Annotated in this window: 25 protein-coding genes; 8 read left to right on the forward strand and 17 right to left on the reverse strand. The window is 33.7% G+C overall.

The genetic code is table 11. The annotated features are described in order from the left end of the window. Positions 1 to 204: 204 nt before the first annotated feature. On the forward strand, positions 205 to 900 hold the full coding sequence (locus SLH52_RS12545; protein WP_320209620.1) for an SDR family oxidoreductase: 696 nt from the start codon (positions 205 to 207) through the stop codon (positions 898 to 900). Between the two features lie 340 nt (positions 901 to 1,240). On the opposite strand, the gene SLH52_RS12550 is transcribed toward SLH52_RS12545, so the two are convergent. Both SLH52_RS12550 and SLH52_RS12555 read right to left on the reverse strand, forming a co-directional pair. Next, positions 1,241 to 1,642, reverse strand: coding sequence for a MerR family transcriptional regulator (locus tag SLH52_RS12550; protein WP_320209621.1), 402 nt, complete (start codon positions 1,640 to 1,642; stop codon positions 1,241 to 1,243). Positions 1,643 to 1,774: 132 nt separating this feature from the next. Further along, entirely contained in the window at positions 1,775 to 1,936 is a 162-nt protein-coding gene (locus tag SLH52_RS12555) for a hypothetical protein (protein WP_320209622.1), read from the reverse strand. A gap of 666 nt (positions 1,937 to 2,602) precedes the next feature. On the opposite strand from SLH52_RS12555, the gene SLH52_RS12560 reads away from it, so the two are divergent. From SLH52_RS12560 to SLH52_RS12570, 3 genes are all read left to right on the forward strand, one after another. Then, entirely contained in the window at positions 2,603 to 3,127 is a 525-nt protein-coding gene (locus SLH52_RS12560; RefSeq protein ID WP_320209623.1) for an RNA polymerase sigma factor, read from the forward strand. Continuing rightward, a complete protein-coding gene (locus SLH52_RS12565) occupies positions 3,120 to 3,692 on the forward strand; it encodes a hypothetical protein (protein ID WP_320209624.1) in 573 nt (190 codons plus the stop codon). Before SLH52_RS12560 ends, SLH52_RS12565 begins: the two co-directional genes overlap by 8 nt. 107 nt (positions 3,693 to 3,799) lie before the next feature. Next, positions 3,800 to 4,279 carry a VOC family protein gene (locus SLH52_RS12570; protein ID WP_320209625.1) on the forward strand — a complete coding sequence of 160 codons (480 nt, stop codon included), beginning with the start codon at positions 3,800 to 3,802 and terminating at the stop codon, positions 4,277 to 4,279. Positions 4,280 to 4,352: 73 nt separating this feature from the next. Here the strand turns inward: SLH52_RS12570 and SLH52_RS12575 are convergent, their stop codons facing one another. Further along, positions 4,353 to 5,528 (reverse strand): DUF2812 domain-containing protein, encoded by a 1,176-nt coding sequence (locus SLH52_RS12575; RefSeq protein ID WP_320209626.1) that lies wholly within the window; start codon positions 5,526 to 5,528, stop codon positions 4,353 to 4,355. Beyond that, the gene (locus tag SLH52_RS12580) at positions 5,518 to 5,847 is read right to left on the reverse strand and encodes a PadR family transcriptional regulator (RefSeq protein WP_320209627.1); all 330 of its coding nucleotides are present in this window, start codon (positions 5,845 to 5,847) and stop codon (positions 5,518 to 5,520) included. Before SLH52_RS12580 ends, SLH52_RS12575 begins: the two co-directional genes overlap by 11 nt. Positions 5,848 to 6,236: 389 nt before the next feature. Here SLH52_RS12580 and SLH52_RS12585 point away from each other — a divergent pair, with 389 nt between their 5' ends. Both SLH52_RS12585 and SLH52_RS12590 read left to right on the forward strand, forming a co-directional pair. Beyond that, the gene (locus SLH52_RS12585) at positions 6,237 to 6,995 is read left to right on the forward strand and encodes an SDR family NAD(P)-dependent oxidoreductase (protein WP_320209628.1); all 759 of its coding nucleotides are present in this window, start codon (positions 6,237 to 6,239) and stop codon (positions 6,993 to 6,995) included. 473 nt (positions 6,996 to 7,468) lie between these two features. Then, on the forward strand, positions 7,469 to 8,062 hold the full coding sequence (locus tag SLH52_RS12590) for a kinase (protein ID WP_320209629.1): 594 nt from the start codon (positions 7,469 to 7,471) through the stop codon (positions 8,060 to 8,062). A gap of 1,272 nt (positions 8,063 to 9,334) precedes the next feature. Here SLH52_RS12590 and SLH52_RS12595 read toward each other — a convergent pair. The 9 genes from SLH52_RS12595 to SLH52_RS12635 all read right to left on the reverse strand — a co-directional run bounded on the left by SLH52_RS12595 (position 9,335) and on the right by SLH52_RS12635 (position 18,434). Continuing rightward, positions 9,335 to 10,198, reverse strand: a complete 864-nt coding sequence (locus SLH52_RS12595; RefSeq protein ID WP_320209630.1) for a helix-turn-helix domain-containing protein — start codon at positions 10,196 to 10,198, stop codon at positions 9,335 to 9,337. Between the two features lie 56 nt (positions 10,199 to 10,254). Then, entirely contained in the window at positions 10,255 to 11,478 is a 1,224-nt protein-coding gene (locus SLH52_RS12600) for a PQQ-binding-like beta-propeller repeat protein (RefSeq protein WP_320209631.1), read from the reverse strand. 486 nt (positions 11,479 to 11,964) lie between these two features. After that, on the reverse strand, positions 11,965 to 13,029 hold the full coding sequence (locus SLH52_RS12605; RefSeq protein WP_413785522.1) for a DNA alkylation repair protein: 1,065 nt from the start codon (positions 13,027 to 13,029) through the stop codon (positions 11,965 to 11,967). A gap of 442 nt (positions 13,030 to 13,471) precedes the next feature. After that, a complete protein-coding gene (locus SLH52_RS12610; protein WP_320209633.1) occupies positions 13,472 to 13,933 on the reverse strand; it encodes a GNAT family N-acetyltransferase in 462 nt (153 codons plus the stop codon). A 255-nt stretch (positions 13,934 to 14,188) separates the two neighbouring features. After that, a complete protein-coding gene (locus SLH52_RS12615; protein ID WP_320209634.1) occupies positions 14,189 to 14,638 on the reverse strand; it encodes a carboxymuconolactone decarboxylase family protein in 450 nt (149 codons plus the stop codon). A gap of 329 nt (positions 14,639 to 14,967) precedes the next feature. Then, a complete protein-coding gene (locus SLH52_RS12620; protein ID WP_320209635.1) occupies positions 14,968 to 15,471 on the reverse strand; it encodes an Rrf2 family transcriptional regulator in 504 nt (167 codons plus the stop codon). A 509-nt stretch (positions 15,472 to 15,980) separates the two neighbouring features. Continuing rightward, positions 15,981 to 16,601: a hypothetical protein gene (locus SLH52_RS12625; RefSeq protein ID WP_320209636.1), complete on the reverse strand. Its 621-nt coding sequence runs from the start codon at positions 16,599 to 16,601 to the stop codon at positions 15,981 to 15,983. A gap of 222 nt (positions 16,602 to 16,823) precedes the next feature. Then, positions 16,824 to 17,432, reverse strand: a complete 609-nt coding sequence (locus SLH52_RS12630; protein ID WP_320209637.1) for an alpha/beta hydrolase — start codon at positions 17,430 to 17,432, stop codon at positions 16,824 to 16,826. A gap of 18 nt (positions 17,433 to 17,450) precedes the next feature. Further along, a complete protein-coding gene (locus SLH52_RS12635; RefSeq protein ID WP_320209638.1) occupies positions 17,451 to 18,434 on the reverse strand; it encodes a ring-cleaving dioxygenase in 984 nt (327 codons plus the stop codon). 626 nt (positions 18,435 to 19,060) lie between these two features. Between SLH52_RS12635 and SLH52_RS12640 the strand changes: the two genes are divergently transcribed. Then, positions 19,061 to 19,906: an enoyl-CoA hydratase/isomerase family protein gene (locus tag SLH52_RS12640; protein WP_214481151.1), complete on the forward strand. Its 846-nt coding sequence runs from the start codon at positions 19,061 to 19,063 to the stop codon at positions 19,904 to 19,906. A gap of 63 nt (positions 19,907 to 19,969) precedes the next feature. Here SLH52_RS12640 and SLH52_RS12645 read toward each other — a convergent pair whose 3' ends face one another. Both SLH52_RS12645 and SLH52_RS12650 read right to left on the reverse strand, forming a co-directional pair. Continuing rightward, positions 19,970 to 20,158, reverse strand: a complete 189-nt coding sequence (locus SLH52_RS12645; RefSeq protein WP_320209639.1) for a hypothetical protein — start codon at positions 20,156 to 20,158, stop codon at positions 19,970 to 19,972. A 25-nt stretch (positions 20,159 to 20,183) separates the two neighbouring features. Then, the gene (locus tag SLH52_RS12650) at positions 20,184 to 20,582 is read right to left on the reverse strand and encodes an ArsI/CadI family heavy metal resistance metalloenzyme (protein ID WP_320209640.1); all 399 of its coding nucleotides are present in this window, start codon (positions 20,580 to 20,582) and stop codon (positions 20,184 to 20,186) included. Positions 20,583 to 21,125: 543 nt separating this feature from the next. Between SLH52_RS12650 and SLH52_RS12655 the strand changes: the two genes are divergently transcribed. Then, a complete protein-coding gene (locus SLH52_RS12655) occupies positions 21,126 to 22,016 on the forward strand; it encodes an alpha/beta hydrolase (RefSeq protein ID WP_320209641.1) in 891 nt (296 codons plus the stop codon). Positions 22,017 to 22,300: 284 nt separating this feature from the next. Here SLH52_RS12655 and SLH52_RS12660 read toward each other — a convergent pair whose 3' ends face one another. Beyond that, complete coding sequence (locus SLH52_RS12660) at positions 22,301 to 22,708, reverse strand: hypothetical protein (RefSeq protein ID WP_320209642.1); 408 nt, start codon at positions 22,706 to 22,708, stop codon at positions 22,301 to 22,303. Between the two features lie 147 nt (positions 22,709 to 22,855). After that, complete coding sequence (locus tag SLH52_RS12665) at positions 22,856 to 23,791, reverse strand: aldo/keto reductase (RefSeq protein ID WP_320209643.1); 936 nt, start codon at positions 23,789 to 23,791, stop codon at positions 22,856 to 22,858. Positions 23,792 to 23,909: the final 118 nt, after the last annotated feature.

Consider the following 23,909-nt stretch of genomic DNA (forward strand, 5'->3'; position numbering starts at 1 on the left):
CCGACGGTTTGTTTGGATATATCTTACAATAAATTGCCAGTTCAGTCAATGAAAATACCCTAAATGTGTAGGATTAATACTCATGATGATCATAGCTGTTGTTAACATGTTATAAATTTTCAGAATAAATTGACTTTTTAAACGATGTGTAATATACTATCATTCACATAAGAATTCCGGAATTTATGAAAAAGGGGAACGGATATGCAAAATATGAATGGGAAAGTTGTCATTATTACTGGTGCTGGGAGCGGTTTAGGGAAAGAAACTGCAATTGCCTTTGCTAAATGTGGAGCTAATATAGTCATTTGTGGACGGGAGTATGCTAAGCTTGAAGAGGTTGAGCGCTACATCACAAGTCAGTATAATGTTAAAGTTCTGCCTATCCGTGCAGATGTCTCATCTCAATCTGATGTAAAAATGCTTGTACAGGCAGCTACAGCTAAATTTGAACGGATCGACATATTAATAAATAACGCGGCAGTATTTGAACAATATCACATTTTCGAAAGCCCCTTAGATTCATGGGAGTACCAAATAACTAATAATGCTACAAGTGTATTCTTAATGATACGAGAATGTTTACCAATTATGAGAAGTCAAAAGTCAGGACAGATCATCAACATTACTTCAGGCCTAGCGAAGGAAGGTGCTGCTGGTTTTGGTGCCTACGCTGCAAGCAAAGCGGCCATTGAAGCATTATCCTATACTGTAGATGATGAAGAACATAAAAATGGGATTACATCACACGTTTTTAACCCTGGTGCGATGAAAACGAATTTGGTGACAACAGGTGATGATCCTGCAAATATCGCACCCTATTTAGTTAAACTAGCACAATCGCAATCTTCTAGTGAAAAGAAAGTACTGCACGTAGACCATATCCAGAAAGCGGAATAACTTTTATTATGTAACTCTAACCGTTTTCACCAAGGTTTTATACATTTAACCTTGGCAACATCATTAGCTTGACGTTTAAGAATCAACGTTGTTAGTTGTATGTGATTTAAATATTGTTATGAAAAGATCATAAGCTAAAAAACAACAGGGAGCATGTCTGTTGTTTTTTTCATGTGGTTGATTTCACATTCATTGTTGCTTTTCGTAAGGCTGCTTTCGTATTGGTTGTAGTTTACCACGTAATAACGAAAGTTTGTGACATCTTTCCCCACATCGTCTAAAACCACTTCCTGTGGTTCTACTTTGGTAATGGTAGCACAACCTTTACGAAAAGAGCCTGTCAATCCTTCTCAGATTTTGTTTTAGTAGCAACGGAGCTGAGATGTTTCATACTAACCATTTTTTTATATGAGTTAATTTTGTCTTCAAGCATCTTCTCCGTGTCAGCCAAGGTTTTCACTTGATTTTGAATCTCACTCCTATGTTCTTCGAGCAGTTGTAAGCGGGCGATCGTTGTATGCTCTCCTTCAATATACAATTGTGCGTATTCTCTAATTTTTGCAATTGGCATTTGTGTCTGTTTTAGCTTCATCACAAATCGAAGCCAATTAAGATGTGCATCACTATACATTCTATCTTTATTCTTGTTGCGATCTGGTTCTATGATTTTCTCTTTTTCATAATACCTTAATGTATGAGCACTGACTCCTAATATTTTTGCGACCTCACTGATTGTATACATGACATCCCCCCTATTCTTATATTACACCGGACAGCTTAGTACTCACAAACAAATAAGATATTAATGTATGAATGTTATCGGTCAAATAACTATTTTTTATCGACCAATTATATATAATCTATAAAAACTGTTTTACTCAGAATCATCTTTAATTTTGCCCTTTCTTAATGTAAAATAAATTTCCAAAGCGACTAATAAAACTAAGCCAACAATAATATACTTTACCTCTTGATTTAGATGACCGAGCGTCAATGCCATAGAAACAATAATGATCTTGATTAATTTATTGTTCATTTGCTAATCTCCTGTTCTCTTAGTTGCTTTTATAGCAGTAAATGTTCATTGAAGTTATCAATTTATATGAATAAATTTTACCGCATAAAGTATTACTATTTTGGATGAACAGCTTGTAATTTTACTTTTATCTTCAAACGTATGATCAATTAGACTTTGGGTGACGTTGAATACTTCAAAAGTTTAGCTAGTTATTGAATGCTATATTTTCAACTTTTATTTCCTCTTATAACAATTCAATTATCATATGTAAGACGCATAAAATGACAATTCGTTACACCATTGTGACTGTATTGTTAAAGAAAGCTGTTGTCGCATTGATTATTGTTTTTCATTTCAATAAACACGGATACCTTTCTAAAATATAATAATAATCATATAAGACTTCTTATTACTGTCGAAATTTGTGTATAAATAACGACAACGTAAATAAAGAGCCTTTATTATTTACATTTCAATAACATAATTACCGAACACTGACAGCTTCGGCTATGTAATATATGAATTAACTGTTAATGTAGCGAAAAACAAAGATTTTTATATAAATTGAACGAAGAAGATTATAATAATAAGCATAGGATATTTTAAGCTATACGTTTCATATAAATATATTAAACAAACCATTTACAATGTAGAATGATCGACAATAACTAGGGAGGGAACATAGTGCAACGAGATGAAAAGAAAAATGAAGTGCTTTCCCTATATGACTTGTATAGTAGGCGGGTTTTAAAGTTCATTTTTACATTAACTAAAGACTACCATACAGCTGAAGACTTAACCCACGAGACTTTTATAAGAGTTTATAACTCATATGGTCAGTTAAAAAATAAAGAAAAAGTTGAAAGCTGGATATTCAGGATTGCCCACAATATTACAATGGATTATATGAGACGGAAAAAACTCAATATTTTTGAGCACTTTAGTCATCAATACCGAGAGAAAGAAGCTAACAATACATTAGAAAGCGCTATTATGATTAATGAAAGCTTTCAAGAATTGTATGAAGCCCTTGGTAAGTTAAAGCCAAGTTATCGTGAAGTGGTCATACTTAGAAAAATTGAGGGGATGTCTACAAAAGAAACATGTGAAATATTAGGTTGGAGTGAGAGTAAAGTTAAATCAACTTTACTTAGAGCTCTAAAAGCACTTCAACAAGAATTGTCGAAGGGAGAATGGGTTTATGAGTAATCAACATGATCATAACCTCTTTAAAGATGTAAAAAATTTAGATGAAAGTATTTCTTGGGATCCTAAAAGACAATTCGAACTTAGGAAAAGAATAGAAAGTGAAATAAGTAATAAAAAGAGAGAGCGCAAATTAAAGTACAACTTACTCCCAATAACAGGTTTGATTGGAGCAATATGTATTATTATCATTTTGTTTTCTTCATCAACATTATTAGAAGAGAGTGTGGAGTTGGGGAATACATCAGGTCAGCAATTTGCTGAAGCAGAACTTCAAGTAGAAGATGTGCTTACTGAGAATAACAAAACTTATACCGTAAATTTAGATATTGAAAAAGGTTCGGAGTGTAACTTTTGGTTAAATAACCTGCATAATAGCTATAACTATAAATACAAAGTATATGCTCCTGACGGTACTCTCATTGGTAAATCAGAAACAGCTAAATCACAAGAGAGGTTATATGCAGTGGATTTAAGTAAGTATGGATCAGGTGTTTATACGGTAAAAGTATATTCCCCTTATGGCAATATTGGTGGAAAGTATGTACTAAGGGTTAGAAACTTTTAAACTCAAATCGGTCAGAAGTTGTAGATTACTTTACTTCTTCCTACCGTGTGAGATAAGCATACATAACTGTAAAATCTAAATTACCAAAAACAATTGGAGTGATTTAGATGATACAGAGTATATACGAAACCCATTTACAAGTGAAAGATTTAGATCAAAGCATTGCGTTTTTTGAAAAGCTAGGACTTCAATTAGCACATCGAATTCGTGAAAGAAAATGCGCGTTCTTTTTTATCGGAAATAAGGAACAAATGCTTGGTCTATGGGAAGTACCAGCCGGGCAAGAAATTACAAAGCGACATTTTGCATTCGGCGTACAATTAGCAAAACTAAAAACATCAATAGAATGGTTAGATAACAGAGATATTAAGCTTGCTGAAGATTTTTTTGGTAGAGAACCGATTGAACCAATCGTATTTACTTGGATGCCTGCTGCTTCAGTTTATTTTTATGATCCAGACGGAAACAGTTTAGAGTTTATCTCGTTATTAGAAGGTGACCCGCTAGATTTAAGTGATATGCTTTATTTAAGTGAATGGGACGAATTGAAAAAGAAAGAACAAACAAAGGAACACATAAACAAATGATCATCTGCTTCTATGTTGTTAAAAAATTCCCTTGATATCTTCTAAACTGAAGCTGTCAAGGGAATCTTTCGTATCAATTTGGCACTTTGGCAAAAGTTAGGTCTATTATGTCATCAGTCGACTCCATTCCACGATATACAACCCGATAAACAAAACGACCCTTTCTCACAATAAAATCAGATTTAGTATCGGTTTTTCTAAGCCATAGCTCATCAAATTCACTATGAAATTGTTGCTCGTAAAACCCATAATAGTTACCAGTATATTTATCTTTTAAAGACTGCGTAAATGCTTTAGCCAACCATTCACTCCTTATTTCATACCCGTAGGAATTGAGTGATGGACGATAAACGCCACTTTTGTCATCCCACATCGTATTAGAGACTAAAACTTGTTCTTCAAGTTCATAATAATTAGGTACTAAAATACTTGATTGTTCTGTATAATAATTTGCCCGTCTATCAATCTCACCATTCCTTGTAGCATACTCAAAATTATCAATTATATTTGACATGTGAACGATTGGTAGTTCTTTATTGGGGATTTCAGGGAATCTTTCTTGAGTAATGTACATAATAGTATTACCCACTGTATAAATCAGCCAAATCGTCGCAAGCGCAATCGTACCACTTCCTATCATTTTACTCCGTTTCATTTTCTTCTTGTAATCCAATTTACGGTCAAATAAATGCCCCGCTTTAATTTTTTTCATTAGTTTTGACAAATGTAACATGCCAGTAATCATATTAAAGCAAACACTAACGTAAATAAGTATCATCACTGCTGCATCTATGAAGTTATCTTCTACATAATTGTCAACAGGATCGATAAATAATGTACTCATCTGTAATATAATAATAATTATTGAAAGAAATAGAACCATCCAAAACCTTTTAGTAATATCCCTTTTAAGTATAGATACAGTTTCTGCTAGTTCACTAGCGTCTGTATGAATTTCAGATGTAACATCATCACTTCCTCTAAATATTTGAACGAATCCACGTGAGCCGATATGTTCCCAACCGGCCTGTTTATAAAAGTCAATTCTGTTATAGTATTGATCGTTAACTTTGAATATATCACACCTGTAATTCACTTTTGCTGGTTCACTTTTTTCAAATGTCGCAAAAAAATGACCAATATTTATCAGCCTCCATCCTTCCAAGGCCATTTTAGAAAACCATGCTTCCTGCTCCTCAATATACCAACTTTCAACCCATAAGAATTTCTTTTTTAGCTTATTTTTCATTTGAACCTTCCCCTCTAAATAATACATCCCCATCCTCTACCATTTTAGTAAGACGCATATATTCTTGCTTGAATGCTATACGACCACTTGAAGTAATTTGATAGTTTTTGCGCCTTCCATCGGAGTCTTCTAAAACAATGAGTTTATCTTTTTCCATACGCTTCAAAATACCATAGAGTGTTCCTGGTCCCATATTCACTCTTCCGCCAGAAGCTTCTCTAATCGCATTCATGATTGCATAACCATGAAGTGGTTTATGTATAGCCAGGAGAACATAATACATCGCCTCAGTCATTGGTGCTCGCTCATTTTCATTCAAAATTATCACCTTTATCATTACATTATATTATGCTATACGATATATCGTATAGCATAATAATAGTCGTTATTAGTTATAATATCAATTCAATTATTGCTCGTCTGCACCATCCTCAATTGAGTGGCTCAATATAGTTAAGTGGCTATTTTCCAAAATCTCGAATAACAAAAATCATTTGACTTAGAGTAAGCTCTAAGGAATATAATTACATTGCAGTTAAAAAAATAAAGTCTCTTTTCGTAAACTTTGTTGCTATAATACCTAAACTAGAATGCAAAGATATCATTTTATAGAATAAAACATCCCAGGAATACTAGTTGTATATGGTTTTATTGTTTAGTTCTATGTGAAAAGAGTCAAATTAAATGAGTCAAGGAGGAATTTGATAAATGAAATATACCGTCATTACAGGTGCAAGTTCTGGAATTGGATATGAAACAGCTTTGGCATTTGCCGCTCGAGGAAAAAACTTAGTTATTGTAGCTAGAAGAGAAGACAAGTTGGAAGAATTGAAGTCCAAAATCGCACAGGTAGCTCCGGACTTAGACGTTATCATACGAATAGCTGACTTATCGGTAGTTCAAAACGCGCATAAACTATATGAAGACCTCCAAAATTTAGACATAGAAACATGGATTAACAACGCGGGATTTGGAAATTTTGCAGGAATTGGTGAACAAAATTTAAATAAAATAGCAAAAATGCTTCATTTAAATATTGAAGCATTAACGATACTATCCTCACTGTACGTACGTGACTACTCAAATGTAGAAGGTACACAGCTTATCAACATATCTTCAGGTGGCGGCTATACAATTGTTGCAGATGCTGTAACCTACTGTGCAACTAAATTTTACGTAAGTGCATTTACTGAAGGGCTTGCTCAAGAATTAAAAGATCAGAATGCAAAAATGCAAGCAAAGGTTTTGGCTCCAGCTGCAACTGAAACCGAATTTGGTAAACGATCTATTGATGCTGAAGATTTTCAATATGAAGGAGTTATTCCTAAATATCATACTGCCAAAGAAATGGCAGCATTTATGTTAGAGCTTTATGATAGTCATCACGTTGTAGGAATCGTCAACGGTCTCACTTATGAATTTGAGCTTAAAGATCCTATTTTTAATCGAGTGACAAGAACGAGATAACTTAAAAGTCAGTAAGGGCTATATTTATTTCATGTTAGCCCTTACTGACTTTTTATTTAAGCTCTTTTCGTTATTAATAATGGACAATAAAATGGGGTCTGATCCCAAAGAGATTATTAAAAGTAGAAAAAAAAGATGCCACCATCGCTAGATGTATATGTGCTTATGTCTTAATACAAAAAGCAACAATTCGTGCGAAAACATCCTTTATTTATGTAAAGTGAAGAAGGAATATTTTTGCAAACTTTGTTATTATGATTTTAGTTTTACATAATTTCTTAAAATGCAACTTAATACGTGCAAAATAAAAATTCAAACATAGTGTGACGTATGCCGAGTGAGCATAAATCATGTCCTAATTGTATCAATACTGAATGTGATGGGTGTACTGATTGTTAATAATCATACCTTTAGATAAAGGCGTATTGAACATCCTCAATTATTTAGAAAATAGCTTAAAGGGGTTTTTTAATTTGGATCATAATGTGAATTCATTAATACAACTACCTACTACTACCGAATACAACAATCGATTTATTTTAGGCATTGATGGCTTAAGTCGCTCTGGCAAAACTACGCTTGTAAGTAAGCTTAGTCATCATTTGCAAGAATTAAATATTCCATATCATCTCTTCCACATTGATGACCACATCGTTGAGCGGAAAAACCGTTACGATACTGGGCAAGAAGAGTGGTACGAGTATTATCATTTACAATGGAACAAAGCTTGGCTAAAGGAGCATTTTTTTAAACAACTTAAAAATGCAACCGAGCTCAAACTTCCTTATTATGAAAGTGAATCAGACTCATGCACTGTGAGAAGCATCTCACTTCCCAAAAATTGTGTCATCATTATTGAAGGGGTTTTCCTTCAACGGTTCGAATGGCGGGAATTTTATGATTATGTTGTTTATTTAGATTGTCCGAGGGATCATAGATTTCTTCGCGAAAGTACAAATACACAGAGAAACATCACGAAGTTTAAAAATAGGTATTGGAAAGCAGAAGCATTTTACTTACAAAATGAACTTCCAGAGAAAAAGGCAGATCTCATATTAAAGAACTAATATGTCGACACTTCACAATAGAAATAAATTCAAGATTGATTAGCTAGCTCAAGTAATAATTCCTACCCCTTTTGAGATCGTTATGAGGTAGCTTCATCGAGGACAATATATTTTTTAAATTGTACTTCGTGAAACTAGCAAAAACTCTCTAGCAGATGAGTTGGTTATCGTCCAGTTTATTAAGAGAGTGTAGTCTTCTAAAGTTTGTACATGGGCATCTTTTGAGATCAAGCTGCATTGTGAACATCTCCATCTACCCCAATCTCGTTCTAAAGGAAGAAAGAATCAATTAGGACATTGGACACCTGTTTATATTTCTAATTAAGAAGTGTTTTGTTAAAGAAGTATTTCTAACTCTAATGGCATATGTTAATTAATAAATGGGTTAGAAAGATTACCTAGCAGCTTGGGTTGAAGAGCTTCCTGCTGATGTAATTTGTGTATTTCATTCACTTTATAAGGATGTGTTGCAATATGGAGCACTTTATTGTAAATGTATTGTTTATTTGAGGAAGTTTGAAGCATTGTTCCAGGGGTACTAACAACAACAAACGTTTCGATAAAATTATGGGGTAGTTGCTCATCCTCAACCACTTTGCTAGTTGAGCACTCTGTCTTTTCACTTACAAAATGGGATCAGGAAACCCCTCTTTTATATCATCTATCGTTCGTATAAGTTGGTTAAAGTGGGAGTCAAAAGAGGGTTCCTTTAATATTTTTAACTTCTAATATGAGGATAGAACATTGAGAAAGAATGAGGGTATCAAGTTGGTATTAATGAGTTCCATCAAATAGCCTTAAATCATGAAAAATGTGATATTCTTCTTCGGGAAGAAAGCTTAGTGAAAAATCTAATTCTTGTTCTCCTTTTAAATCCAGCTAAACGCTCAGATAACTGTTCCGAAATCCCTCCCCTTTTGGGTAGCTTTGCGGAAGTCTTCTCATTGAACTACCCACCACTTATCAGACCTCACGGTCTTGATTGAAGTGGAGGTCTTCTGTCTGGGGTTGATAAAGCTTCTAGCTTTTTTAATATAGACGGGAGTGGTGCGGGGCTTTACAACATATCATCTCTCCTTCTATCATTTGTAAATATACATTCTATCTACCAATTTAGCTTTTCTGCATATGTATGATCAATATTTTTCCCCCGGTCTATCTGTTTTATCTATCTATTACAAAATTTCCGGGTCAAATTCTATGTATTTTAGGTCAAATTGTCACACTTACGGGTCAAATTCATAGTTTTATAGGTCTTTCGACAAAACCCTACTATTTTCGCTGAGTCTCTTTTCGGTATATTGCAGGACTGACACCTATATGGAGCTTAAATAACTTTGAAAAATGAGCATAATCTTTGATGCCTACACCTTTACTAATTGAATTAATTGTTTCATCTGAATTAGTTAACATATATTTCGCTTGAGAGAGTCGGTATTGAGTAAGAAATTGAATCGGTGTCACCCCGATTGTTCTTTTCATACACCGGGTTATATAATCTGGATGATAGAGTAAATCTCTCGCTATATTATCTAAAGTAACATGTTCTTGAAAGTGTTTTTTCAAATAAGCGATCACTCGTTCTGTTAACTTTTCAGAAGTATCCGGAACAGTCATTGCTTCTTTTTGTAACTGAACAAAAAATTCTTGAAAATATATTTGTTGATATAAATATAATTCAGGGTTTTGCAGGTCATTAGGAGCAATAATTCGCTCCATCAACCTTTCCATATATTCTTTTTTTCGTATCTTAGCATATTGAGGAATTTTCAAGAGTAGGTTTGCTGGTTCTATATATGACGGGATGTTCTGAACGATGTTGGACCAATCAATTGATTCATTTTCTTCTAGGTCATACTTTTTTTCATACTGAAAATGCAGCCATATAAACTGACTACCCTCTATACAGTCTTTATGCCCATAATGCTCCTCACCTGGAAGGATAATAAGATATTGCCCCTCATTTAATTCATATTGGACATCATTCGTAGTAATAAATATTTTTCCATATTTTACATATAGTAAATCAAATACAGGAAATGTCCTTTTAAAATGACGATCTCCTTTGTTAAATACATATTGGCCCCCATTCACAAATAAAGGAAATGGGGGTATTGGAAACTTTATGATATTCATGCTCCACTCCTGAAGTTTGTAGGTTGTGACAAGCTCATAATAAATGTCCACCCCAATTATTCAAGCGCATAAATGCAGCCATCAGTACTACCAAAATAGATGGATCCATTTTCAATGAAAGGGGTTGAAATGATTGACCCTAATGACATAATCGTATCATACACTATACTATATTCGTCAATATCCTTTGCATTTCGTAGTCGTTCATTAAGTTCTTCACCTAACTTACCTTCATCATCTAACCATTTTGGGAAGCCTTCCTTACTTGATTCGGTTTGGTATACCCATTGTTGCTCTCCTGTGTGTAAGTTAAGAGCATAAAACTTCCCATTCATATTTCCAAAATATAAAGTATTATGTGCTATTATACTTGATCCGAACGTATTAATATGAAGGGGTAAATTCCACTTTTCTCGCCCGTTTTTAGCATCCATAGCAAACATTTTTGAATGGTCTGATGAAGCAAAAAAGACAAGCCCATCTTTCACAGTTGGCGTTGTAATAACCCAAGTTCCTGGTACTTTATAATTCCATTCACCCCTGCCTGTTTCAGCGTCTATCGCGTACAGGTTGAAATCCCGACTACCAAAATAGACTGTTCCATTAGAAACAGAAGCCGAACCTTGAATGTCGCCATTCGGAAACCATTTATCTCCTACTGTCCTAAACACCCATTTTTCTTTACCCGTTTGAATATGTAGCGCGTAAAAATAACCATCATAGCTACCTATAAACAATGTTTGATTGTATATTGCAGGTGTTGCATGTACTACACCACCAGTTCTATACCTCCAAATTTCATCTCCTGTTAGAGCATGAACAGCATATATATGATGATCACCGCTACCAAAGTAGATGATTCCTTCACTTACAATAGGTGATGATAGAAAGTAATCCCATGGGTCGACCATAGCTTCACCGTTTGTTTCAAAACGCCATAATAGCTCACCTGAATCAATTTGGACAGCATAAAGAAAGCCGTCAGTGGAAGTAAAGTATGCAAACCCATTGGCAATACTAGCTGCAGAACGTATCGCTCCACCACTTGAAAAACACCACTTTACTTCCCCATTATTCTTATCAATTGCATAGAAATGCTTATCTTCACTTCCAATATATACAGTGTCATTAAAAACTATTGGTGAAGAATATATTTTTCCATCTGTTTGAAACTTCCACTTAACCCCCTTCAATGACTTTATTTCATTTTCCTGAAAGACACCTGATAGCTGTATATCATTACGAAAGTGAACCGACTGATTATCAACCTTATTTTGCATGACACACCTCCACTTTTGAAAACATAAGTTTATTAGGAATTATTTTAGCTGTTTTCAATACGTATGGATATGTGAATGACCGAATCATTTTGTGTTATCTCGACCAACTTATGATCAGTTCCAATCATCTTTTTTTCCTACAACGAAGCAAATCTAATAACAGAACTGTAGATCTACTCTACAGTAGCACATGTTGATTGTGGATAAACTGTTGATAGCTGTTTGTTTTCGTAGCACCTTTTTTCTTCTGCAACGATGGTTGTTGTATATAACCTACTCTTTATTACAAGACAAAAGGCTTAGAAGCATTTTACGTATTTTTTTAAAAGAAGTGGAGACGCTATTTTGAGCTATTGAAAAATTATCGTATAATCCTGAAATGAAGTAGAGATACAGTGTTTCTATACACAAAAGGAAGATATGAAGAAAGGATTGTCCAATAAGGTTTTATACTTATTGGACAATCCATTTTATTGTACTCTAGCTTTAAACAGATTTGTACAAATAAAAGCTTTCTTGCTTTTTTTCCTCACTGTTTATAAGGATTTTTAACATATGCAATCCTTCATAATGCTTTCTAGTTGATAGATCCTTAAATGAGTGGGTTCTCGTATAGGTTTTTGTATCTACAAATGTATTCTCTGTTATTTTAAACTTCTTTGCTGAGGTCTTGTTATTTGCTTTAACAAAGTGAATTTCATAGTCTACGCGGAGTTTTTTTGGTCTTTTTGATGTATTTGTAATTGAGAAAGAAAATGTTAGGTCGTCTCCTACAGTAAGCTTTTCGCAAGATAAAGATAACTGATCGACTGTAATCCCTTCAGTAGTATCAAAACCAAATAATAATAAAGCATCAGGGTCACCTTGCTTTAAGAGAGTACGACAGCCATGTTTGATTATCCAATTAGTGTGAGAATCATGACCATACCACTCTTTGGCAATTTTTTTCACTATCTGGGGATGATCTTTTGAAATATCATTTAAATTGTTCGCCACACTTCTTCTTACGTATTCTGATGAATCTCTTTTGAGATGCTCAAGTATTGGCAAAATAGGTGATGGATCAATTTTCAAGTCTTTTAATGCTATATTCCATGGCAATCTTGGACGACACCCTTCACTTGCAAGGCGTCTAACATGATGATCATCATGCTGAGCCCACTGAAGCATTTGTTTCATCATTAATTTTGGGGATGCAATAATAAATGGCCTTACTGCCCCCTCCGAGGTCGAGAACTTTGTAAAGTGTGCTAATGCTGCTATAGAAATATCCCATTGCTCAAGTCCGTATACTTCAACAAAATCAGGGAAGAACAAATATTCAATCCCTCGACACTGTTGTGCAATGCTGTATAGAATAGCTAATGCCTCCTCATAAGAAGGAGGTAATATTTCACGTAAACATATTGTAATATGTCTCATTCGCTGCTTTAATTCTTTTGTATCCCAGTCATCACAGTAAATAAGCTTCATAAAATGATTTGAGTCAAACTGAGGATAGGCTTCCTCAACAATATTCGCAAATTGAATAAAAAATGATTCTGTGTACATATTTTTTAATGGTTCAGCCACTGAAATTGCACTCCTTCTTAATTAGAAGTCTTTATCGTAAGTTTGGTTGTTAGTTATACAAATTGCTTCCCGTATTCGTACGATAAACAACACTACGAAAACAGTCTTATACAAAATAATGTGTTGTGCTATTAAATAAAAGTTAGCATACAACTACGACAAATTCCGTCGTAAATTTATAAGAAACTTGTAAGTGTTGGAGAAGTTTCATTCGGTGACTTTTTTTGACTTCAGATGAAATAACGAAACCATGATGATATACAGACATCAGAACATAAAAAAAGAATACCTAAATAAGAAGTATTCTTTGTAAAATAGATAATTAATTATTCTCTTTGTTGGTATATACATCTTGCAATCCATTAATTAAACCGCACATATCAAAACCAAGTCCGACAATATAACATCGTTTTATTGCAAGTTATTGTTGATACGAAGGTTTACGAACTTTTTGCATGAAGAATTCTGGATTATTAATATGCTCAAAACCGTATTTCGTATATAACGAATGAGCATCTTTCGTCGCAAGCATAAATCTACGAACATTTGTTAGTTCGGGATGATTGTTAATAATGTCCAATAACCATTTTGCTAAACCTAATTTTTGAAAGTCTGGTAATATGAATACATCGCAAAGGTAAGCAAAAGATGAAAAGTCTGAAATTATTCTTGCAAAGCCAGTTTGTGCACATCCCTCTGTTCCTACTTCCCCTTTATATACTCCAAAGCATAAAGAACTATTTGCTATAGATTTTATGATGTTCTCCATCGGTATCCCTTTTGACCAGTATGCTTCTTCACTCAAATAACGATGAATAATATCTAAATTTAAATACTCGTTATTCGTACATATACAAAACTCTTTATTTCGCCACAAATCCATATAATGACCTCCTTTTAAACATATTAAATATTTATTATTATACTAATAATTAAATTTTAGAAAACAGTTAATATGTCAAAAAGTCAGAAATTTTCATGGATTAAACATAGTTTATGAGAAAATTAGAGATTCATGATCATTGAAAGTGCAATAGGTCTCCCACTTCATTTTAACCCAAAGGTGCTTCTTTTCTTTTCATTGATCTGTCAGGTGGAGTTCATTCCACCTGACCTGGTTCAAATTCCTTGACTTTATTTACTGTTTATTTTTCATCGGCATCATACGTGTAGCAATAGCAATTCGATTCCATGCATTTATTGTAATAATGGACATAATTAGTTCTGAAATTTCCTTGTCAGAATAGAGGTTCTTGACCCCATTATAAACATCATCAGGTACGTGATTTTCTGATACTAATGTAATTGATTCGGTTAATGCTAACACTGCTCTTTCCTTGTCAGTATAAAAATCCGTTTCTCGCCATGCGTTTAAGGCATATATTCTTTCTTCCGATTCTCCATTTTTCCTAGCATCTCTCGTATGCATATCAATACAAAAAGCACATCCGTTAATTTGTGATGCACGGATTTTAATAAGCTCTAACATTGTTTTGTCAATTGAGGAATGAGATACATACCCTTCTAAGCCGAACATAACTTTATATGCTTCTGGATCAACGTCTCCCATAATAAATCTTGTCTTCATTAATGAACACTCCTTCTTTAGATATAATTAAGATAAGAGTTATCCGTAATAGAAACCAAAAAAATTTAGGTGAAGCCCCAATTACTATACACTAATATCGATTTTAATTTTTAATTGGTCTAATCACCACGAACCTGGTATTAGCTTTTTCTTTTTATAGATAACCCTTATCTGGATTATACATATTATTTCTTGTTTTTGTCAACTCCCAATTTGTGATATTTATTTGTAGATTCAATCACTGTGTAAAAACACAAAAAAACCTAGTTAGTTAAATTAATGAACTAGGTGACTTAAAATAATACGCTAAGCGATTTCTCAGATTTTAATTAAGGTTTTATATGCTCATCAAACCATTCTGCTGTTTTTTCAATCGTTTCAGTTGGTAATTCTTGATCCAATGTATCTTTTAACCATAAAAGAGTTTTACTTTTTAAATAATCCCGCATTTTATTTTCAGCTTCTAACATCGTTAGATTAATTCGACAAGGTATGTCTGCAGAACATTCGCCTTCGTTACATGGCTCGTTAAAAATGTTTTTGTCAACTATTCTCCTGCATTGAAATAATGGTTTCTCACCCTCAATTGCCCTAACTACATCCCAAAAAGTAATATTTTCAGGTCGTTGCGTTAATACATATCCACCTTTCACGCCTGTACTTGAAGTAATAATATCTGCCTTTACTAATTTTGTGAAAATTTTGGATAAATATGTTTCTGATAGCCCTTGTATTTTTGCTAAATCTTTAATTCCGATGGGCCCAACCTTTGAGGTGGAACATAAATAAACTAAGCTATGAAGCGCGTACTCAACACCTACGCTGTATTGCATTACCATTTCTCCTTTATTCATAATACTGTTTTCAGTTATTATTGTTTTACGTAACAAGAACAAAACGTGATCCAACTAGAATTTCGTGTCATCTGTTCTTCTAAACCATGATATTCGCATCAAATTTCGTTTAGCTGTTAAGTTGTTGCTAGAAATATTAAAGAAAATTTGCGAAAAGAGCCGTAGATAACAATTATCTATATTGTATAAATTCTTTTTACATGAAGTCAATAAATACGTTAATTATCATCATTCCACAGATGCCATATCTTCGTTTGAGCGCGATTTCTTTTCAGTTAAAAACGTAACAAACATACCTTCTCTTTTGTCATACTGTTTAATACCACAAACTCTAGTTGTGTATATATTTAATTCTTAATACGATTACCATTTTTTATTAAATACTGTTTCTTTCAAAATGTCTATAAAAAAAACGCTGGTACATTAGATAATCAGAACCAGACGTTTTGTTATTCGTAAGCTATAAATTATTCGATCTTATATTAGTTTTAATTTTCCTGTTGGCGCTTCTCTCGCTCTTCCTTAATAAGTTCCTTTATCTCCTCAATTTCCTTACCATCAGTAATGATACCTAATTCTTCAGCCTTATCCCTTAGTCTTAACTCTTTTTCAATGTCACTTAAACTAGACCATTCTTCTAACAATTGTTTTCTCTCACTGTTACTTGTTACTTCTTGGAGTTCCTCGCGCACTTCTCCTTTTAAGTCATCTATCGTTTTGCCATCAGTTACTATCCCTAAGTCTTCAGCTCTTTGTAGTAGCTCCTGTCTACAATGTTCTAGCAATATATCTTTTACTTCTTCAATATCTTTGTCAGATATATCAATTCCACCTTCCACAGCCTTATCTAAAAAAGTTTGCTCTCGATTTGCTTGTAGCAAATTGCGAACTTCTTCAAGAGAGATGTCTGTTGTATCTATACCGATATCCGAAGCTCTATCAAAAATCTTTTGTTCCCTTTCTTCCTGAGTAAGACTACTCCAAGTTTCCATAAAAGTTTCTTTATCAAACTTCCCCATTTCATTTTCGCTAGCTAGGGCACTAGTTGATCCCAGTATGCCAACTGTCATAACTCCAGCACATGCAAGCAAACCTAACTTTTTTAACATGTAAAAAACCCTCCTCATCATATGTAAGTAATATAAAATATTACATTATAAGAATATAGTAGAATTATGTGATAAGTATGGGAATGTAAATAATATTTAGAAAACAACCTATTAAGATTAGCAACAATTAATGTGATAACAACCTTATCAAAATAATATATCCGCTTTGTGAAATCATAAAAATAAAGCTGTTGAGTTTCCTCAACAGCCTATTTTTTTCGTTTAAATAAAATTTTCCTCAAACCAAACTTTTGCGGCGTTAAGCTCTTCCTTCCGTAGTTCATGCCCTCCTTCTGTCCAATACTCTGTAACTTGTCCATGTGATTCTTCAAGATTTCTAACAAGCTCTTTTGTTTCCTTAGTAGAAATTAATTGGTCATGTTTACCACCACTGATGAACACTGGTAGATTATTTAGATGAGGAAGTGTTATCCCCCGTCGTGGAACCATCGCATGAAATAATATACCGCCTCTTAACGCATTTTTATGGTGGTACATAAGACTTGCAGCAATATTTGCACCATTTGAATAACCAACCGCGATTACATTATTTCGTTTAAAATCATATTCATTAGCACTGTCATCAATAAATTTATTAAGCTCACTTGTGCGAAATACTAGATCCTTCTCATCAAATACCCCTTCTCGGAGTCTCGCAAAAAAACGTGCCATTCCGTTTTCATCTACATTTCCTCTTACACTTAATATAGATGCTCTAGGTTCAATGATTTCTGCAAGAGGTAATAAATCATTTTCATCTCCACCAGTCCCATGAAGGAGAAGTAGTGTTGGTAAATCTGGTCGGCTTCCCTGTTTATATATATGTTTCAAGTTATCACTCTCCTCTGTTTATTCCTTAGTATCAAGTGGCTTTAATTTCTTCTCAATAGATTCCCTTTGACCTTCAAAAAATGGTGGTAAAGCTAACTTTTCACCTAAAGTCTCAAAGCTCTCATCTGATTCAAACCCTGGTCCATCAGTTGCAAGCTCGAACAAAATCCCATTTGGTTCACGGAAGTATAAGGAACCGAAATAGTAGCGCTCAACGAATCCAGAGTTCGCCACTCTACTCTCTGTCAACCGCTTCACCCATTTGTTTAATTCTTCTCGATCTTCAACACGGAAAGCCAAGTGATGAACACTTCCTCTTCCTGGTCTCTCAATTGGAAGATCGCTTCGTTCTTCTAGATGAACCTCTCCACCAGTACCTCCTTCACCTGATTCGAAAACACGAATATTTGTATCCTGCTCCTTTGTATAGGAAGGAAAGCTTCGAGTTTCACGAAAGCCTAGAATATCTGTTAAAAATCTTGCGGTAGATTCAGCATGTGCTACAGTTAAAGTAATAGGTCCTAACCCAACAATGCCATGCTCGACAGGTACTGGACTCTTATCCCATGGCTTCCCACCTTGAACACCCTCATTATTTTCATCTGATACAAGAACCAATCGTTGACCTTCAACATCACGAAAGCTTAATGTCGCTCTTCCAGAATGATGAGATATTTCATCATGATCTACACCTAACTGTTCAAACCTCTCTTTCCAGTAGGTTAATGAATCATCATTCTTAACACGTAACGCTGTTAAGGTAATACTATTGGTTCCTTTGTAAGTTCTTCCTGCATTAGGGATTTCAAAAAAAGTCAAATCCGTCCCCGGAGTTCCCCTTTCATCTGCATAAAATAAATGATAAATAGAAGTATCATCTTGGTTTATCGTTTTTTTAACTAAACGTAAACCGAGTGTTTTTGTATAAAAATTATAGTTTTCTTTTATATTAGCTGTTATGGCAGAAACATGATGATTGCCTTTTAATGGTCTTAAACTCATGATGCTTCACTCCTTATAATTTTTCTTTCATAAATAGTTTAACCTAATTTTATCTTTAATTCAAGATATTTTAACTAAAGATATATTTGGTGTTTTTTATATGCCCTTCCCAACATTTAAGTGCATGAACAGATGGTGACGCACTGTAGTTTGTTTTTTGTACATCGGGAAAATACTTTTGCGATTTACACCAAAAGGTAAGTTTATCATTACACAATCTTTAGCAATACTGACACTTTATGTACAAACGCGACTATTGCCTCTAAAAGTCCACATATAAACTTTTTCAAGATATTTATTGCTATAAGCTATTGTCTCTTCTAAATAATATAATATCCTTCCCTTCTATTATGTTTCTTATCAATTTTGAATGATTCATCGTACATTACAAATTCTATTAGCTAAGCTGTTTTCGCATTAATTGAAGTTTTTCGTCTAAGCAGTACCCATCTAAACCTCCCATCTTACTATTAAATGTTCATACATAATTTAAGAGCCTTTAGAAATATGGAAAAAAGCTATACTATTGTCATTTATCAGCACTATTATAAATCAAATAAAATAATTATATTTCCTTTGATGAAATAGAGACTAACTATAGTAAATTAAAAAAGGGAGGTAGCAATTTGAATACAACAAGTGTAACCGTGCAGAAAGGTGAGGGCTTTACAACTTTGCTAATAGATCATGGTGAAGTAAATTTACTTTCAAATGATCTAATTGTTGAATTGCAACAAGTAATAAGTGAGTTAAATAAGGATGAGCATAATAAAGTAGTCATCTTCCGTTCAAACAATAAACATTTCTTCAGTGCTCACTTAGATGTGCTTGTTATAAATCGAAAAGAAGAAGGTATAACTGGAACGGAAAATTTCATGCAATTAATTGAGGACGTTAAAAACATGCGCGCAATTACGATTGCAATAGTTGACGGTGCGGCACGTGGTGGTGGAAATGAACTTGTTATGGCTTGCGATATAGTATATGGAACTGAAAATGCGGTGTTCGCTCAACCTGAGTTAAGTACAAACATACCTCCAGGTGGACAAGGAAGCGTACAAGCTGCACGACGGTTAGGGCGTACAAGAGCTTTAGAATTCCTCTTGACGAGTGCAGATATGGATGCACCTACTGCCGAGCGCTTTGGTCTGATTACACGTCATATTCCATCAGATTCTATTGAAGAAATGCTACAGCAAGTTGTACCACCATTAACTTTCCTTGATCATCGTAATATAGACATGATAAAGGATATTGTTGACTTAGCACTTAAAGATGAACAAGCAGCGATCGACCTTGAACGCAAAATGTTTATCGAACGTGCTGGTGAAGATAAAACACAATATTTGATAGGCAAAGTATTAAAACATGGTGCGCAAACATCTCGAGAAATTCACATTTCAGAGCTATTGGCTGATGTTGCCGCTGACGTTATGCAAGATTTAGCCCAAATGAATCAAGGAAGCCAATAAAATAATGAAACAAAACCACCAAAGATCAGGCTTTCCAACTGACCTTTGGTGGTTTCAATATAGTTAGTTAATGCAGCAAGGTACAGGCTGTTGTTTTCGAAATAATTTTCTTGTTAATTCAGAATAGAGGGATTTGATTGAGAGAGGCATCTTTGATGGATAATAGGGCTCATATTTCCATGCCTCTCTGTTAATCAAATCTAATTTGCGCATTTGTTCTTTCATCATATGTTCATACTCATAATCATTCATAAGTCATTCTCCCTTCCTCTTCATATTAAGCACAGCAATTATTATTGATAGTGTCTTCCTCAGTGTCTTCTTTGGTGAAAAAGAATTCCCATTCATGGCCATCTGGGTCAGTGATCCAAAATTTATCTTGCCTAGCGTAACAACATGTTGTATCTTTCTCATCCCTAGAGAAGAACCCTTGAGTTTCCAATCTTTCTTTATGCTTTTTTAACTCTTCTGATTTGGACACTTGGAAGCCGAAATGATTAATGTGGTTTCCTTCTACACTATCTACAGGCCGCAATGTGAAATTTAATCCTGGCTCTTCTAGCAAAAATTTCGCATAGTTAGGTTTGGTCTTTGCTGGGTTTGTTCCGAATAACTTCGAATAAAAATCAATCGATGCCTCTAAATTTGTTACATTTAAACCAACATGAATTTTCATACTTTATTACCTCCTAATGAATAATATATATATCAATTTTTTTTGATGTATCCATCAAAAAAAATGAACAACAAGTAAAACGAATCTGACAACTTAAATTTAGAGATAATCAATTTATATCCTTGTTTCGGTATGTCAGCATTAAATAAATTTGTTACACAAACCTCAAGTGTTTAAATTGTTCATGAAATGTAAATGCATTCGTATCTTGCTTAATATTTCTACATTTATAAATCAAATTTATTTGATTAATTAATACTATATCCCACGTGAGAACATTTTGCAAGGTAAATATCAAAAAAAATTGATGTATTTTCAATATTGAACTAATTATGTATTTTTCATCCTATAAAGACTTCTTTTTTACTTTAATAAATTAATAACTAACAACAAAGTTTACGAAAAGTCCCTAAGTAAAAATACATTAACAACTCTGACAAGTATATGTCAGAGTTGCTTTGTTATAATCAATTTTGAATTAGAAAGTCTAAAGTATTTACTCTGATTAAAGGAATATTGAAACCGCTTAGGAGGGAAGTAAAATTGATTGAACAATTATTTACGCTAAAGAATAGGGTCACCATCAATGTCAGATATTCAATTCCTGGAGAAGAAACTATTCTTTTTTTACATTTTAGTTCTGGAAATTCCCATATGTGGGATAGCCTTATCCCATATTTTACAAATCATTTTAATTTAATTGTTCCAGACATAAGAGGTCATGGGAAGTCAGATATTCCAAAAGAAGGTTATCATATTGATGATATGGCAGCTGATATGTATTTGTTATTAAAAGAATTAGGGATTAAGAGGTGTCATATTGTAGGTAGCTCATTAGGTGCAGAAATTGCATTAAGCTTTGCTTCATCATATCCGGACATGGTCAAATCAATTATATGTGAAGGGGCTTTATTCAATGAATTTGGACCATACGGCTTAATCAATGATAGTGAAGAAATAATAAAAGAAACAATTGACAAAAGACGTATAGATTTGGTGAATTTTACAAGACCAGCTTTCAACACAAAGGATGATTTCGTTAATGCAATGAAAAATGACTTCAAAAAGCAAGGTATATGGAACGAACATTTCTTAAATTTTGTTAAACATAATATGTCAAAAACTGAAGACGGGTACTTTACTAACTGTTTTCCATTACTTGCAAGACAGGAATATATTCAACACTATTGGGATGTTAAGTTTGAAGAATATTATAAGAAAGTTAAATGTCCTATTCTCATGTTACCGAGTGATGATGAGTGGCACAACTTAAAGGCTAGAGAAATAATGACAAAATTTTCTACATTAGTAGAAGAAAGTGAAATTAAGCATATCAAAGGGTCTAAGCACGCATATATGTGGATGCAGTTCCCTAAATTAATGAGCTCTGTCGTTCATGATTATTTAGAAAGAAAAGTGCTATCAATAGCTTAATAAGTTTTAACTTAGTTGTCGTGTAAACTAATCTCAATTTTTACTATAGTAGAATATCCTAACAAGCTATTTTACTTGGGCTACCAGATGAGATTTACATAAGATAAACCACCTACAACTTTAAACAAGGCTGTTCTCGCAATAATTGTTGCTTTTCGTAATAAACTGTTTTGTATAGAATGTTGTTTTTCATACGAAGAAATATACACGTATACAACTTAGATTCGAGGCACCTTGTCTTGTATAAAACGACGTTTTTATCTTCTATATTTACGAAAAGAGCCTTAAACACGCTTTGTTAATGCTATAGTAGGTGGGTATTTTGACAGAACTTCTATTACATCATTTGGTGTAAGAAATACGTAATGGCTAATTTTAATAGTGTCGTATAAACCAGCATTTTCTTCAAGAAACCAACTTAAATATTCAGAATCACCTAATTTAAATAGAGACCACTCACTATAAAATCTTTCGTCATAATTGTTATATAATGAAGAAAGCATTTTAATTAATGAGCCTTCTTCAGTATTTGAATAAGATAATACACCTACATCAAATTTCATAGTTATTTCTGTTTCGTCATGTTCATCAATAAATGTTAAAGTCAGTCCTTCCTTATTATCTATAAGGGAGGAATTATATATTTTTGAAGGAAGCCCTTCAACTGGTACCCACCTTTCCCATACAGCCATGTTACATTTCCCCTCAACCTAGTATTCTTTCGATTTTGTTAAATTTACATATTTGGTGAAGCAAACTTCTTCAATTATAGCTTGGGTCAAAAAGATAAACTATTAAACATATAAAAAGAGTAATATTAGGTTATCAAATGAGAACGTCTACCATGGTAACGGCTGATTTTGCAATTCCTTTTCCCAAAACCGTTGTATTTTTTTAACCATATCTAATGACATTTCCTTTTCTGTAGCTGAATTATTTTCATATAGCTGTTGAATACTTTTCGTTCCTGGAATAACCGTCGAGACTTCCTGACAAGCTAAAATATACCGTAAAGCAGCTTGCACCATCGCTGTTCCATCGTTTGTTAGAAAACGTAGCTTAGACAATAATTTTGCTCTTGTTTCAATTTGTTCTTTCGACCAACGACCACGCACACCTTCAAATGAACTTTGTGCATTATATTTACCAGAAAGCCAACCAGAATCTAGTGGGACTTTAATAATAAGGCCAACACCTTTATATTTTGCTAATTGAAATGCTTTAGCAGGCTCCTGATGGAAGATATTATACATGACTTCAATTACTTGACTATTTGTAGTTTCTAGTAATTCGAATAATTCAACACTTGAATCAACCGAAGCACCATATGCACGAATTTTCCCTTCTTCTTTTAAACGCTCTAGTAATTCATAATGAGGACTCTCCCCATTAAGAAAGTGAAACGGAGGATTATGCAATAATATCGAATCGACGTAATCAGTATTTAGACGTTTTAAGCTTCCTTCAAGTGATTGACGTAATAGGTTCACATCAAAATTTTGAGTATTATTCGAATGGTGGCCAAATTTTGTATTAATAATCACTTGGTCTCTTTTGCCAACTAATGCTTTTCCTAACAGCTCTTCACTTTTTCCTAATCCATAGTTAGGTGCCGTATCAAAGAAATTACAACCTTGATTAATAGCTTCATGAACTAGCCTAATTGCTTCGTCATCATTCATTTCTCCCCAATCTTTCCTATTTCCAAGTTGCCATGAGCCAAACCCTACTTCCGATACATGAATACCTGTATTACCTAATGGTCTATATTTCATAACAAACTCCCCTTCTATTTTATTGAACAAGTTGTACTTCATATCATAAGTTTGAATAACATCCACAATTACAATAATTAGTTAACCATACATTATGTTAAATAATTCCTATGTACGT

It is taken from the genome of Cytobacillus sp. IB215665 (assembly GCF_033963835.1).
In the GTDB taxonomy this organism is placed as follows: Bacteria; Bacillota; Bacilli; order Bacillales; family SM2101; genus Nanhaiella.

Bases quoted from the DNA above. Each gene is read 5' to 3' on its own strand.
- SLH52_RS12545 (WP_320209620.1), top strand. From the start codon at position 205: ATGCAAAATATGAATGGGAAAGTTGTCATTATTACTGGTGCTGGGAGC.
- SLH52_RS12550 (WP_320209621.1), bottom strand. From the start codon at position 1,642: ATGTATACAATCAGTGAGGTCGCAAAAATATTAGGAGTCAGTGCTCAT.
- SLH52_RS12555 (WP_320209622.1), bottom strand. From the start codon at position 1,936: ATGAACAATAAATTAATCAAGATCATTATTGTTTCTATGGCATTGACG.
- SLH52_RS12565 (WP_320209624.1), top strand. From the start codon at position 3,120: ATGAGTAATCAACATGATCATAACCTCTTTAAAGATGTAAAAAATTTA.
- SLH52_RS12570 (WP_320209625.1), top strand. From the start codon at position 3,800: ATGATACAGAGTATATACGAAACCCATTTACAAGTGAAAGATTTAGAT.
- SLH52_RS12575 (WP_320209626.1), bottom strand. From the start codon at position 5,528: ATGAAAAATAAGCTAAAAAAGAAATTCTTATGGGTTGAAAGTTGGTAT.
- SLH52_RS12585 (WP_320209628.1), top strand. From the start codon at position 6,237: ATGAAATATACCGTCATTACAGGTGCAAGTTCTGGAATTGGATATGAA.
- SLH52_RS12595 (WP_320209630.1), bottom strand. From the start codon at position 10,198: ATGAATATCATAAAGTTTCCAATACCCCCATTTCCTTTATTTGTGAAT.
- SLH52_RS12600 (WP_320209631.1), bottom strand. From the start codon at position 11,478: ATGCAAAATAAGGTTGATAATCAGTCGGTTCACTTTCGTAATGATATA.
- SLH52_RS12605 (WP_413785522.1), bottom strand. From the start codon at position 13,029: ATGTACACAGAATCATTTTTTATTCAATTTGCGAATATTGTTGAGGAA.
- SLH52_RS12610 (WP_320209633.1), bottom strand. From the start codon at position 13,933: ATGGATTTGTGGCGAAATAAAGAGTTTTGTATATGTACGAATAACGAG.
- SLH52_RS12615 (WP_320209634.1), bottom strand. From the start codon at position 14,638: ATGAAGACAAGATTTATTATGGGAGACGTTGATCCAGAAGCATATAAA.
- SLH52_RS12620 (WP_320209635.1), bottom strand. From the start codon at position 15,471: ATGCAATACAGCGTAGGTGTTGAGTACGCGCTTCATAGCTTAGTTTAT.
- SLH52_RS12625 (WP_320209636.1), bottom strand. From the start codon at position 16,601: ATGTTAAAAAAGTTAGGTTTGCTTGCATGTGCTGGAGTTATGACAGTT.
- SLH52_RS12635 (WP_320209638.1), bottom strand. From the start codon at position 18,434: ATGAGTTTAAGACCATTAAAAGGCAATCATCATGTTTCTGCCATAACA.
- SLH52_RS12645 (WP_320209639.1), bottom strand. From the start codon at position 20,158: ATGAATGATTATGAGTATGAACATATGATGAAAGAACAAATGCGCAAA.
- SLH52_RS12650 (WP_320209640.1), bottom strand. From the start codon at position 20,582: ATGAAAATTCATGTTGGTTTAAATGTAACAAATTTAGAGGCATCGATT.
- SLH52_RS12660 (WP_320209642.1), bottom strand. From the start codon at position 22,708: ATGGCTGTATGGGAAAGGTGGGTACCAGTTGAAGGGCTTCCTTCAAAA.
- SLH52_RS12665 (WP_320209643.1), bottom strand. From the start codon at position 23,791: ATGAAATATAGACCATTAGGTAATACAGGTATTCATGTATCGGAAGTA.